General features: G+C 39.3%; 6 protein-coding genes and 1 tRNA gene. 5 read left to right on the top strand and 2 right to left on the bottom strand.

Annotated elements, in window-relative coordinates:
- Positions 1 to 40: 40 nt before the first annotated feature.
- Positions 41 to 3,202 (bottom strand): autotransporter outer membrane beta-barrel domain-containing protein, encoded by a 3,162-nt coding sequence (locus PVV57_RS06450; RefSeq protein WP_273783687.1) that lies wholly within the window; start codon positions 3,200 to 3,202, stop codon positions 41 to 43.
- A 681-nt stretch (positions 3,203 to 3,883) separates the two neighbouring features.
- Complete coding sequence (locus tag PVV57_RS06445; RefSeq protein ID WP_273719114.1) at positions 3,884 to 9,931, bottom strand: autotransporter outer membrane beta-barrel domain-containing protein; 6,048 nt, start codon at positions 9,929 to 9,931, stop codon at positions 3,884 to 3,886.
- A gap of 199 nt (positions 9,932 to 10,130) precedes the next feature.
- Here PVV57_RS06445 and PVV57_RS06440 point away from each other — a divergent pair, with 199 nt between their 5' ends.
- The 5 genes from PVV57_RS06440 (at position 10,131) to PVV57_RS06420 (ending at position 13,977) form a co-directional block, all read left to right on the top strand.
- Positions 10,131 to 11,081, top strand: a complete 951-nt coding sequence (locus tag PVV57_RS06440; RefSeq protein ID WP_273719113.1) for a siderophore ABC transporter substrate-binding protein — start codon at positions 10,131 to 10,133, stop codon at positions 11,079 to 11,081.
- 103 nt (positions 11,082 to 11,184) lie between these two features.
- Complete coding sequence (locus PVV57_RS06435; RefSeq protein ID WP_273719112.1) at positions 11,185 to 12,141, top strand: iron chelate uptake ABC transporter family permease subunit; 957 nt, start codon at positions 11,185 to 11,187, stop codon at positions 12,139 to 12,141.
- Between the two features lie 40 nt (positions 12,142 to 12,181).
- Complete coding sequence (locus tag PVV57_RS06430) at positions 12,182 to 13,084, top strand: iron chelate uptake ABC transporter family permease subunit (protein WP_404977243.1); 903 nt, start codon at positions 12,182 to 12,184, stop codon at positions 13,082 to 13,084.
- On the top strand, positions 13,081 to 13,839 hold the full coding sequence (locus PVV57_RS06425; protein WP_273719110.1) for an ABC transporter ATP-binding protein: 759 nt from the start codon (positions 13,081 to 13,083) through the stop codon (positions 13,837 to 13,839). The genes PVV57_RS06430 and PVV57_RS06425 overlap by 4 nt, the downstream gene beginning before the upstream one ends.
- A 64-nt stretch (positions 13,840 to 13,903) precedes the next feature.
- Positions 13,904 to 13,977: transfer RNA gene (locus PVV57_RS06420), tRNA-Gln, on the top strand.
- The last annotated feature ends 154 nt before the right edge of the window (positions 13,978 to 14,131 follow it).

Here is a 14,131-nt window from a genome sequence, read left to right as displayed (position 1 = left end):
TTATGGCTTTTTCAAAGATTAAACAAAAACAGTAACAACTCTAGAAATGATAACGCAATCCACCAGAAAAACTCGTTCCAGAAAAACCAGCTTTCGTTAGCTTATGCTGATAAACCAAATCACCATGAAGTGCAAAATTTTGAGACAATTGAGCATTAAAACCTAATCCAGTTTCTAATGAAGAACCAAAAGCCCCTAGCTGAAAAGCGTCTTTAAAATGCACAAATTGTTTTCCTTCAAAACCATGAGCAAGATGAAGCTTGCCATAGAAAGAAATAACTTGAGCCTCATCAGTAGCAACCAGCATCTTTGTTAAACGCCCTCCAACACGACCTACCCACTGATGAAGCTTTCCTAAATCAATATCAAAGCCATCCACATCGCGCACTTTATTAAATGGAAGATATTGATAAACAACCTGAACTTGCGGATCAAAAACAAAACCATCCTCTCCCACCATAAATGTTTTTCCAGTCGTCAATGAAGCACTTAAAGGATTTCCCTTTAATGTTGCCGTTTTACCCCGTGCTGTTGTAAGAACGTCTCCCTTAAAAAAACCATAAGACACAAGACCATCAACGTAAAAACCTGCATCATGCTGCATGCCGCCATATGCCGCAACGGACCATTTATCAAATGTACTCTTTTGGCTCTGTTCAACATTCACAGGATTCAAAGAAAATTTCTCGTAAGACCCGATAATTCCAAAAGAAGCCGTCCCATACATATTTTCGATTGCTTTCAGCAAAACACCTGCCTCTAGGGCATTATAATCCAGCTCACCGCCATAACCATATTCAAGCGCAGAAAGATTTGAAGTATAACGATGATTGCCGCCATAACCGCGCACAAAAAAGAAAGGCTTTTCGCGGCTTTCTAACAAACTGCCAGAAGCAATTCGCAAAGTTTCCAAGCGCTTATTTTGATTGCTAACATTCATCAAACCAAGATGACGTAGGGCATTAGGCAAAAGGAGATAAGTCGGAACCTGCGGAACAACAGCCTTTACTCCCGGCTTAGGACGAGGATGAGGTTCCGGAGCTGGTCCTGGAGGAGGTGTCGGACGAGGATCTGGTTCAGGTTTAACTTCAGAATCTATAGATTGACTTTCAAGACGGAAATCCCAAAACTCTCCGCTTCCTTCAACAAGTCTTTGCTTCGTACTTGCTTTTCCTAAAAGAGATCCTGGACCATAACCATAAAGCTTATACTGATAAGGCAATTCGTCTAACGCTACATAACCACCTTCCAACTGAAAAGAATCTTGCTTTGCTTCTCCAGAAACCTGAATGATTGAAAGTCCTTCATCATTTCCTCCCCTTCCCGTATACCCTCCTGGACTTCCTGCAACAGCATGCACACGGAGCATTGTTTTTCCCGAAACATCACCATGAATTAAAACACGATCCGTTTTTTGTTGATCAAGATCCCCTCCCTTATTCAGATATGTATTAAGAGAAATAAAGGCACCGTCCCGTGCTCTATAAACCTCACCTTTTCCATTTCCAATATGCAGGGTTTGATAATCATTAACAGAAGAAGATTCTTGTCTTTTAAAATGAATAGAGCTCTCGCCCATAAGACTGACCAATGAAATAGAAGAATCTTTTGCAGCCTTATGTTGATCTTTTTGCAACTGTTGTTGTAAAATCCATGTAGAGCGACCTCCCAAATAAAGTTCGGCATTAGAATCTTTATCAGTGTAAGCACGACCTTCAAGAGTAGAAGCATCAGCCAAAACCGTTATAGAAGCCCCTTTTTCAGCTTTTAATAAAAAATTCCCCGAACGAAGAGTGCTTTTCATTAAACTTACGGCACCAGAAATAAGGTTTTCACCGTAAAGAGCCGTATCGTCTAAAACAGAAAGCTCTGTTGTATCCAAATTAACAACTTCTAATCGTGGTGGCGCTTTTTCTTCCCCTAATGAGATATCCTCTTTTTTATCCCCATCTTCGCTCCATGGCTTTTTTCCCTTAAAATATATACCGTAAGATCCAGCGCCATTGACATTAATAGTAGAGGATTTAATATTAACTTCAGTCACAGGAATCCCAGATTCAGAAGGAGAATCCTCATTCGATAAATCTTTAACTTCCTGCAAAGGAATAGAATTGACTTTATTTTCTAATAATATGCCATGGACATCCATAGCATGAATAGTCGTACCCTTTAAATTAACAGCCTTCCCTAAATCCGTATATAAAACTGCATGATTATCCGAATTTTTTTCTTTACCCTTCCCAGTAATTTTAACATTCTCGAGATTTACTTTCCCACCTAACGTCGAAGAAATCCCATGGCTGTTCATAAAATCAACTGATCCACCTGACATCCAAACTTCTGAATGATCATAACTTAAAAGACTTGCATTCCCATTAGCCGTATTAATTTCTGTATCTTCTAAAAGAACAAATGAACGATCTGCTGCATCAACACCTTCATGACTTTCCCCAATCTTTCCATTTTTTACCTCAATCACTCCATTATTCGCACGAAGGGCTATAACTGTATTTTTGATAATCGGATCCTCCAAAACAATCTTACCGTTCTCTAATACGTGCACCCCCATTAGAAAAGTCTTATCAGCAACTTGACTGCTAACCGTTACATCCTTCCCACGAACTTCTGTCCCTATTCCCTTCACCGTTATAGCAATAGGATCAGGAGGGTAGTTGGAAGCATTTTCATTGGTAATTTTATAAGATTTATTATCAATTTTAGGCCCCTCTCCTGTAGGCTTCACATTGTTAGGATCCGTCCCGCAATTATCGCATACATAATACAATCCACTATAATAATAAAACGCAGGATTCATACCTATTGCATCAGAGCCCTCATTTCTAACCGTGTTATCGATATTTTTCACATACCCTTTTCCCCCATTTTGTTGTCCGTTCTCTCCCTCCTTTCCACTCAACTCATGATAGTTGCTCCCCCCACGAATACCCTCATCGTTATTGCCAATACTAGGATGATAATAACTGCCCCCACTCTCTCCACCCAGAGGCTTATTCACATTACTTCCACTAAGATGATGACCAGAAGTAACACTGATACCGTTAAGCGGAGTAACAGTTATAACATAAGGTTTACCCTCCTCATCCCGTGTCGCCGCATAAACTTCTCTTCCATTTTGGAGCAAAGAAAGGATAGCTGTTGTACAAGCACATAAACATACATGATTTCTAAACACTTTAATCATAGTTCCCTCGAAACTTTCCTACCCCTCTCATTGAAAAATAAAAGCACTTGCAAAACATCCCACTGCGCACCTCAAAATACGAAAGGTGTAACAAAAAAGACATGCCTCATGCTCACTTGAACCGTGCAATGAATTGTCCCTATAAACTTGTCAGAAGCTCTACGCGCAAAACCATCTATAGGAGAATAACAACAAAGCACAATTTATAAGTGTATAATGCATTCTGTATTTCGTGTAAAGAAAAAATAAAACCAGTGCGTGCAATTAATTTAAGTCACAATTTAGCCTTGTGAACTTTAAAAATTAATCCACAAAGAGATAAATGAAAAAATGATTTAAAACAGTGAAAAACAAACGCCAAAAAACGAGCCTTAGAAAGCATTAAATATTATGTTCGATAATATCAATACGGTACCAAAAAAGATAACATAACACATAATGGACTCATGAATGCTTAAAAAGCTCATACAAGTGAGTCACTCTATCGCATTATCAGTCGCAACAATTTTAAGAAAATTCGCTTGAGCGTAGGAAAACCGCGCTCATGCGCATAATAAACTACGTCTTTTTTTATTCATATCTAGAAGACGAAAAACCTTTTAAGAACAACACAAGTTGTTATAAAGAAAAAAGGCAGCACAATGTGCTGCCTTTTCTAAAAAGTACATACTGTACCTTATATTAGAACTGATAACGCACGCCTCCGGAGAAACTTGCTCCAGAAAAACCAGATTTATTAAGCTTATGTTGATAGAGAACATCAGCATGCAGAGAAAACTGCGGCAACAATTTGGCATTAAAGCCTAATCCAGCCTCTAGTGAAGAACCAAAAGCCCCTAACTTGAAAGCATCATTGAAACGTACAGACTGTTTCTCTCCAAAACCATGAGCAAGATAAAGCTTACCATAGAAAGCAACAGCATCCACGCCTTCAGAACCTGTAGGAGTCCTGGTTAAACGTCCACCAACACGTGCTACCCACTGATCAAGATTACCCATTTCAATATCAAAATTGTCAATATCACGGGCCTTATTAAACTGGAGATGTTGATAAACAACCTGAACCTGCGGATCAAAGACAAAGCCCTTATATCCTGTCTCAATTGTCTGACCACCAGATAAAGAAACACTTAACGGATTAGCTTTCAACGTTGCTGTCTTACCCCGTGCAAGAGTGAGAACATCACCTTTAAACAGACCATAGGATAAAAGACCATCGACATAGAAGCCAACATTACGCTGCATGCTACCATATACTGTAGCAGTCCATTTATCAAATGCACTCTTCTGGCTTTGCTCAACATCCAAAGGCTGCAGAGAAAGTTTTCCATAAGTTCCCATAACGCCAAAGGATAGAGCACTGTCAGCATTTTCAATAGTTTGCAACAGCACACCTGCCTCTACACCATGATAGTCAAGATCGCCACCATAACCATATTCAAGTGCAGATAAATTTGTAGCATAACGGTAACTTCCACCATAGCCACGTAAATATAAAGCAGGATTCTCACGAACCTCTACCATTCCTGTAGAAGTCATCCGCAACGTCTCCATCTGTTTGTTTTGATTATTAATATCCATCAAACCAGCATGGAATACGCTATTAGGCAAGACGAGATAAGTTGGCACTTGTGGAACAACAGACCTTACAAATTGTTCAGGAAGGGCAGCAAATCCAGCAGACTTAACATACTGATTTTCTAAACGGAAGTTCCAAAACTCTCCACCATCCCTAACAAATTTCTGCTGAACATGCTCCTGTTTCGAAGTCGCTTCTGGACCATAAGCACGAAGCGTGTATTTGTAAGGTGAATTCCTCAATGCGACATAATTGCCATTGAGTTGGAAAGAATCTTTCTTTGCTTGACCATAAACCTGAATAACTGAAACACTGTGAGCAATCTTGGCTTTCGCTTTAGCATCTCCACCATTGCCCGCATCACCTCGTACATGTATTTTTGTTTTTCCAGAAACATCACCATGAATGACAAGTCGATCAGTGACTTGCTGATCACTTGGATCATGAGGATTTAAACGCGCATTGAGATGAATTACAGCATCACCCTGCGCCTCATAAACTGTGCCTTTTCCATTTCCAATATGGAGAGTCTGATATTTCCCTTCAGATTCGGAAGATTTAAAATCAATAGCACTATTTACAAGACTTACAGAAGAAATACATGAATCCACACATCCTAAATCTGGAGTACCCAAATTCCTCTGTGCACTCCTTTTTAGAATCCACTGCGATTTATTGGCTAAACCTAATTTTGTATAAGAACTTTTATCAACGCGGACAGCACCTGTAACAATAGAATTATCGACTGAAACCAATACATTAGAATCATTCTCAGCCTTCAATAACAAGTCACCAGCGAGAGTCGTTTTATTTTCTAATGAAACCTGACCACCAGAATTATTACCATAGATCGCTATACCATTTGCAACTTCAAAATCAGTTTTTTTCAACGAAATTGCCCCTGTTATGCCTATAGGTGTTTTTTCCTGTTTGGATACAGTGCTCCGCTTAACAACATTTGCTTTCTCAGCGGCTAAATCCTTACTCCGATTTTGTTCACTTGCTTCTTTCTGTATTCCCCCATCAAAATATATGCCATAGGTTCCATCACCTTCCACTCTAACAGTAGAAGCCTCGATATTCGCGTGATTCATAGCAGAACGAGCCTCTGAAGATCTTCTCTTCCTAGAAGACCCCGTTTCAATCACATCATCACCCTTTCTAACCCACAAAGCGTGAGAATCAGTCACAACACTCCCATTCTTAAAATCAATAGAAGCATTATCACTCAACAGAAAAGCAGCACGTCCAAAATTCTCTGCAGAATCTAACTTCCCTGCTTCGTCTTTCACAGTAATGTTAACTTTGTCTAACTTAACACTTCCCCCAGCTTCTGACCTCACGGCCACTCCCTTTGCCAAAGTAATAGCTCCAGTATTCATGGTTATCTCACCAGCCTGACTCGCCAGACCAGCAGCAGCCAAATCTCCCGTTACGTTAATTGTCGTATCCTTTAGATTAACAGATGATCCAGAACCTGCCAAAGCGCCCACATAGCGAGCATTGACCGTTCCTCCTGTCATCTGGACCTTTCCGCCACTTTGCGCTTCAAGTCCAATCACAGAAGATTGAATTGTTGAGTTTTTACTCAAAACAACCTCTGCTTTTTTTTCTGCAAGTACAGCAGTCACAAGCATAGAAGGTACCAAATCAATACTACTGTCCAAATTAGAAGAATCCGCACTACTAATTGAGGCCCCTTCTAGGTTAATAATTGTATTCTGATTTGTTGCATGCACAGAATGTTGAGTTGCCTCACTTGCCTTCAGTGTAAGGTTTGTCACTGTACGTGTTTGGCCATCACTACACAAATAAGGAGTCTGAGATCTTCCCGCACCACTTCCTTGTGTAGCATCACCACACTGAGAAGAAATAGTTTTCTTAGCACCATTCAACACAAGAGTACGCCCAACAGCTCCATTAGAAGATGCCGCAGGTGTATCAGAAGAAGGTGCAGCAGATTTCTCAGAAACTACAGAAGCAGAAGAACTCATAGAAGCTACTGATTTTATAGGTATAATCCTATTTGATACAGTATGATACCCAGATCCTAAGGAAATCCCATCGGCAGATATTACACTCTCCCTACCTGTATCAGATCTCCCAACTGAATTAGCTCCTGAAGTTCTTAAAGTTACCAAACCTCTACCTCTAGATGAAGGAGATGAATTGGATAAAACGGTATTAGCAGATGTCTTCTCCTTAGATGCAGCAGGAGCAGACGCAGCAGGAGCAGACGCAGCAGGAGCAGACGCAGCAGGAGCAGACGCAGCAGGAGCAATAGAAGAAGAATTAGATGCTACTTCAGATATTCCAGCCCCTCCCAGATCAGTAGATGCATTCCCCTCAGATACAGTAGAAGTAACAGAGGACGTCGTAGAAGAAGGTATAGACGTTATAGTTTCAGATGCCTCATCCACTACTCCATCATATCCACCACCTGTATTATCTTCATCACCTGTATCAGATCTCAAAAGTGAATTAGGAGTAGAAGGGACTACAGATTGAGATCTCTCAGATACATCAGGAGTAACAGAAATTTCAACAGTCTGAGTAAGTCCATCTTCACCTGCTGTCACCATTAATCTATTTTCTGCACTCGGTAATGGAGTAGATACATCACCTAAGTTCATATCAGGATTATCTGTTCGTGTATCGTCTTCGCCAACCAATTCAGACCTCAAAAGTTGTGCAGGATTCCTATCTGTACCAGAATTAATAACTTGATTAGATTCTCTAGATTCAGAATCTCCAGATGGGAGACTTGATACTACAGGAGGCTCATCTACTTCATTTCTCACAGAATTATGAGATAATGGTACAGAAGGAGCATTTACCGTTGTCCCACCTAAGAAAAAAGTAACACCGCGTTCATAAGGCAAGTTTTCATCTTCCAAACGAAAATCCCAAACATCTTGACTGTTCCTCACCAAAGTCTTATCGAAATACTGCATTTGCGGAGGAATAGTTGGGCCATAAGCACGAAGAACATATTTGTAAGGTTGCCCTCCCAGCGTGACATAACCACCGTTTAAAATAAAAGAACTATCTTCTGCTTCTCCAAAAACTTGAATAAGCGAAATTCTATGTCCTTTTCCATTCTCACTATTTAGACCTGTGCTTTTATCCTGCACATACACCGTAGTACGTCCTTTAACATCACCGTGAATTAAAAGTCTATCAGATACTTGACCACTACTCGCATTATTAGCTACCAAACCTACATTAAAGTGAACACGAGAAGCTCCCTGAGCACTGTAAACTGTGCCTCTTCCTTCTCCAACTCGAAGAGTCCGATACTCAATATCTCCATTACCTCCATTTTTACCTCCATTTTTTAAAGAAGTAAAAAATCTAATATCACTATTTATAAGACTCACAAATGAAATACATGAATCTATACAACGTGGATCTGAATCTCCAAAATCTTCATATGAACTCTTTGTTACATACCACTCCGTCCCATGGGATAAAAAAAGCTTAGCATGAGCATTTTCATCAACGCGAGTAGCACCATTTATAACAGAGTCGCTAGCAAAAACTGATAGATCAGCAGATTTCTCAGCTTTCAACAAAAGCCCACCTGAAACTTCTGATTCTTCTTGCAAAAAAACGGAACTATTTAAACCATTACTATAAATAGCTATACCTTCTGGAACTTTGAGAGTAGTATTTTGTAAAAGAACAGTATGTAGCGATGTATCTTCATGGCGTTCCCCACGCGCACCATCAAAGTATATACCGTAGGATCCTTTACCTAGTATTTTATTAGTTGAATATCTTATAGCGGCATTTAAATCCAAGTCACTTGGTGATGCCTCAGTACCTAAAACAATATCTGCATGTCTTACAACATCACGTACCCCGAAAGTAATATCCCTAAAAGCTCTGGAATATTCTTCCGAAAGGCTGCCCTCATCATTATCTATTACACTTGGAAAAGTACCCATATTTTTAGCAATTTCAGCAAGATCTTCCTCGAGTGTATTTTCAAGAGAATCTACCTTGCCAACAATCTGCAGAAAAGTAGCATCTGAAACAGATACTTTTCCACCATTAAGAGCAATATAGCCTCCCTGTGATAGCAAAACAACACGATCATTCGTAGAAGAAGAACTGCCTTCATCAGAATCATCAGAACCACTGTACCGCCGCGCGAAAGACTCTTTTTGGGAAATCTTAGTCCCTCCTAATTGAACAATCCCCATCTCTGACGCGATAACCCCTACTCCAGATCTATCTAAAGTAATCCCGCCGTCCATAACTATTAAAGATTTACTATCACTCCAAAGACCAACTGATTTCACTTCAACCTCTACATCATCCAAAACAATGATCCCTTCAGAAGAGGCTAAAGCGTTTACATAATCATTTTCGAGAGAACTACTGCTCACAGCGATTTCTCCAGAATTAAAAGCTCCAAGCCCAAATATAAATCCATCAACCAATGCATCTTCCAATTCAATCTTTGCTCCAACTCCATCGGCCAATACAGCCCCCCTATCCCCACGACCAATCTGAATTTGTTTATTTACATCCTCAACGTTTAGAGCTTTACCGCCATCTTCTTCAGCTATTATATATACGTCCAACAGATCAACCAGTGTAGGAGAAGAACTTTCCGCAGAAGGAAGGCTTTTTACATGTATAACATGATCATACTTTCCTGCTTTAAGAATAAAGGAACCATTATCACTTCCTTCGTAGTACTTATGTTCCTCACCATCATTACAAAAAATCGGAGCCGTAGGTTTAGAATTACTCTGAAAACAAGTAGAAACTACTGAAGCTGATTTTAATTGAGGGACTCCTAGAGAACTAGGAATATCTTGACTGCCCCCTCCAACAGATGGCTCTCCAACAGATGGCTCTCCAGCAGATGGCTCTCCAGCAGATGGCACTCCAGCAGATGGCTCTCCAGCAGATGGCACTCCAGCAGATGGCACTCCAGTTATCTTCTCTGCTCTAGGCGCAGGAGGAGTTTCAACAGAACGCTCAGATGAACCAAAAGATGGAAGAACTTGTGTCAATGTTGATAGTGTTGATGAAAACCAACTAGCCCCTATAGAAGAATCAACACCTTGTAAAAGGAAGAGAGCGCTTGTTGTCAGTGCGTACAAACGTGTACGCTTTTTAAATACATTGATCATATGTCAAACTTTCTAAATAATGTTGCAAAAACACTAGAATTAAGTGAAAATGAGGTAAGTGAACGATTTGTAACATATGTTAGTCTATTTTACAACATAGTGTTATTTATTGACGCATCATTTTGTGCATAAAACTGCCTAAGTTAAAGTTTTTAAATGCACAGAACCTTGTCATATCAAATAAAAGGATAAAATCACGATGATAAAATATATGAAATGGATGACTTCTACCTTACTGGTTGCAATCAGCTTTGCAACATTTTTATGGACAAAAACGAGTATTGCAAATACGAGTACTCAGACAAATGTAATGATTAATCATGTTTCAGGAACGACTCCTGTTCCAGCTTCTCCACAAAAGGTTGTTGTGTTTGATCTTGCCGCGCTTGATAATATGAATCGCCTTGGTATCAAAGCAGTTGTCGGTATTCCTGAAGGGAAAAAACCATCCTATCTGCAACAATTTAATGATGAAAAATATGAAAAAATTGGCACCCTTTTTGAACCGGATTATGAAAAAATTGCTACTCTTCAACCCGATTTGATTGTTATTTCCTCCAGAACCCAAGCAAAATATAACGATTTATCCAAAATCGCTCCTACGATTGATCTAACGGTAGGAAACGAAAATTCTCTTGAAGATATTAAACGAAATGTGTCTACCCTTGGAAAAATTTTTGGCAAAGAGCAGGAAGCAGAAAAAGAAATTGCAAAACTCAATGAAACTTTAGCTGAAGTCCGTAAAAATACCCAAGGAAAAGGCACAGGGCTCATACTCATGACCTCTGGTGGAAAAATCAGTGCCTTAGGACAAAAATCACGTTTTGATATTTTCCATTCCGCTTTTGGAATTGCCCCTGCAACCGATAAACTTACCGTACAAAAACATGGACAACTCATTTCTCCTGAATTTATTCTTGAGACAAATCCTGATTGGTTGTTGGTGATTGATCGGGATGCAGCAATTGGACGGGAAGGACAATCTGCAGCGCAATTGCTTAACAATGAGCTTGTTCACCGTACAACAGCGAGCAAGAAAAACCAAATTATTTATCTGGACTCTTGGAGCTGGTATCGTGCAAGTGGTGGTTTAACGGGACTCCTTGAAACCACTAAGCAGATCAATGAAGCCTTTACAAAGAGCAAATAAGCATACAAAAGAACTTGCTTGCTCTATAAATTAAATTTAAAAGCAGAGGTTGTTTATTAAGCAACCTCTGCTTTTATTAGGTTTTATTAGAAAATGATTTAACGTGAAGAATTATTGGATAACCATAATATTTCTAATTTTCTTATCCATCTTCAGCATTTTTGTTGGTTATTCGGATGTCACGCCGTCTAGCCTCTTCGCAGCCGATCCCCATGCGTGGTTTATTTTTTGGCAAACGCGTCTTCCTCGTACCATTGCAATCCTTTTAGTAGGCGCAGCACTTGCACTTTCAGGCATGATTATGCAACTGTTGACACGTAATCGTTTTGTCGAGCCATCAACCGCTGGAACCGTTGAATCTGCTTCCCTGGGCATTCTTTTTACTATGATTTTTCTGCCCGATATTCCTGTTTTAGGGAAAATGGTCATTGCGACACTTTTTGCCATGACGGGCACTTTACTTTTCATGTTTTTATTGCGCCGCATTCCTCTAAAATCTGCTCTCATTGTACCCCTCACAGGGATTATGCTAAGCTATATTATTGGCTCTTTAACCAATGCCATTGCAGATTATGAAATGTTACTTCCTTCTCTTCAAGCTTATTTATTTGGTAGTTTTGCCATGATTCTTGAGGGAAAATATGAACTTTTATGGTTCTCCCTTCCCCTTTGTATTTTAGCCTATTGTACTGCTGATCGCTTTACTGTTGCAAGCTTAGGAGAAGATTTAACCAATAACCTTGGATTGAATTATCGTGTTGTCATGTTTTTTGGTCTTTTTATTGTTGCTTCAATCACTGCTGTTGTTGTCTGTACCGTCGGCCGTATTCCTTTTGTTGGATTGATTATTCCAAATATTGTTTCAAGTTTCATGGGAGATAATATGCGCTATACCGCTCCTTGGGTAGCCATCAGCGGTGCAGGATTGGTCTTGATTTGTGATCTTTTAGGACGAACCATTCATCCATCTCTTGAAATTCCCATCAGCACCATAATGGGCGTGATCGGTAGTTTTATTTTTATGATACTGCTTTTACGCTGGAGAAAGCATCTTGGATAGAAGAAAAAAAACAATATGTGTACTAACAATGCTCATCATCATGGCATGTACCGTCATGAGTCTTTACATGACGTGGAATATCAATGTTTATACATGGACATTTCGTCTTACAAAACTTTCCTCTCTGCTTCTTATTGCTTATGCAATAAGCGTTTCTACGGTTTTATTTCAAACAATCACGAATAACCGCCTTCTGACCCCTTCAATTATGGGATTTGATCAGCTTTATATTTTAATAAAGACTGTCCTGATGTATTTTGTAGGCTCTCTTTCTTTGCCCTTTTTAAATGAAGAAGGACAGCTCATTCTCGAAGTCTTCATTCTCATTCTTTTTTCCATAAGCCTTTTCCGCTGGCTCTTTTCAGGAAGCTTAAAAGGACTTCACTTAACGCTCTTGATTGGTGTTGTTTTAGGCGGCTTTTTTTTCAGTTTACGAATGTTTATGCAATTGCAACTCAATCCAGACCAAATGATGAGTTTAACGGATATTATGTTTGCAAATTTTAATAAATTTAATACGTCCCTCATAAGCTTTGCTACAATCATTGTTTTCATTGTGAGTCTGATTGGATGGCATTCCCGTCATCTTCTGGATATTTTGGCTTTAGGACGTGAAAATGCTCTCAATCTTGGCGTTAATTACTACAAAAGTGCGACATCTATCCTTATTTTTGTTTCCATTCTCGTCTCTATTTCCACCGCATTAGTAGGCCCCGTCACCTTTTTGGGACTTTTAGTTGCCAACCTTTCCTATGAACTTTCTCCTCAAGCAAAACATAGTGTTGTTGTGCCAATTGCAATATTATTAGCGATTATTTGTTTGGTGGGGGGACAATTTATTTTAGAACAAATTTTTCACATGGCAGGACGTTTAAGTTTTATCATTGAGTTTTGTGGAGGGATTGTTTTCTTAATGTTACTGATGAAGGGAAAACTAAAATGATTGAGATCAATCATCTTTCCAAGGCTTACGGAGCACGATTGATTATCGATAATTTATGCCTTCATCTTCCCAAAGGGGGGATTATTTCTCTTATTGGGCCCAATGGTTCGGGAAAATCAACGCTTTTAATGCTGATAAGACGTCTTTTACCGCACGACAAAGGAACAATTAATATCGACGGTTTTGATATTGATAAAATGCCTCATGACATTTTGGCTCAAAAGCTCTCAATTTTGCGTCAAGATAATCCTTTATCTTTCCGGTTAACTGTATATGATTTAGTGAGTTTCGGTCGCTATCCTTATTCAAAAGGCTGGTATACACATGAAGATAGACAATTTATAGACAGTGCACTACGCTATCTCGGCTTACAAGATTTAAAAGACCGTTTTTTAGATGAGCTTTCTGGGGGACAGCGTCAACGGGCTTTTATTGCCATGGTTATCTGCCAAGATACTGATTATCTTCTCTTAGATGAACCATTAAACAATCTGGATATGAAACATGCCGTTTCTATGATGAAGCAGCTACGCCGCACAGCTGATGAACTGAAAAAAACCATTCTTATTGTTATGCACGATATTAACTTTGCCTCATCTTACTCAGATATGATTGTAGCACTGAAAAATGGAAAAGCGGCCTATTGTGGGACTCCAAAAGAAATCATGCAACCAGAAATTCTTAAAGATATTTATGATGTCGATATTCAAATCAAAACAATCAACGACATCCCTATAGCTCTTTATTACCGATAATCATAAAGATTTTTTGCACTTGCCTAGACTATAGAATCTGCTAGAGATGATAAAATTGGCTTATTGGGGAATAGTTTAATGGTAGAACAGCGGACTCTGACTCCGTCAATCTTGGTTCGAATCCAAGTTCCCCAGCCAAGGTATATGTAGCTGTAGCTTGCCTGTTGTAGCTTGCCAGTAGGTTTTGTATAATTTGCCACTAGGTTTTGTAGCAATTTATTTTTTCTCAAAGAGTTTTAAAGTGGTTCTCAAAGGATCTTCAAAGACCTTTCAAAGATCATTTAAAGCCTCT

This window comes from Bartonella sp. AU15XJBT, from assembly GCF_028618615.1.
GTDB lineage: Bacteria > Pseudomonadota > Alphaproteobacteria > Rhizobiales > Rhizobiaceae > Bartonella.
This window is presented reverse-complemented; position numbering and strand designations above follow the sequence as displayed.

What these genes read in the sequence shown, in the direction of transcription:
- PVV57_RS06450 (WP_273783687.1), bottom strand. Translation starts at nt 3,202, where the DNA reads ATGATTAAAGTGTTTAGAAATCATGTATGTTTATGTGCTTGTACAACA.
- PVV57_RS06445 (WP_273719114.1), bottom strand. Translation starts at nt 9,931, where the DNA reads ATGATCAATGTATTTAAAAAGCGTACACGTTTGTACGCACTGACAACA.
- PVV57_RS06440 (WP_273719113.1), top strand. Translation starts at nt 10,131, where the DNA reads ATGATAAAATATATGAAATGGATGACTTCTACCTTACTGGTTGCAATC.
- PVV57_RS06430 (WP_404977243.1), top strand. Translation starts at nt 12,182, where the DNA reads ATGGCATGTACCGTCATGAGTCTTTACATGACGTGGAATATCAATGTT.
- PVV57_RS06425 (WP_273719110.1), top strand. Translation starts at nt 13,081, where the DNA reads ATGATTGAGATCAATCATCTTTCCAAGGCTTACGGAGCACGATTGATT.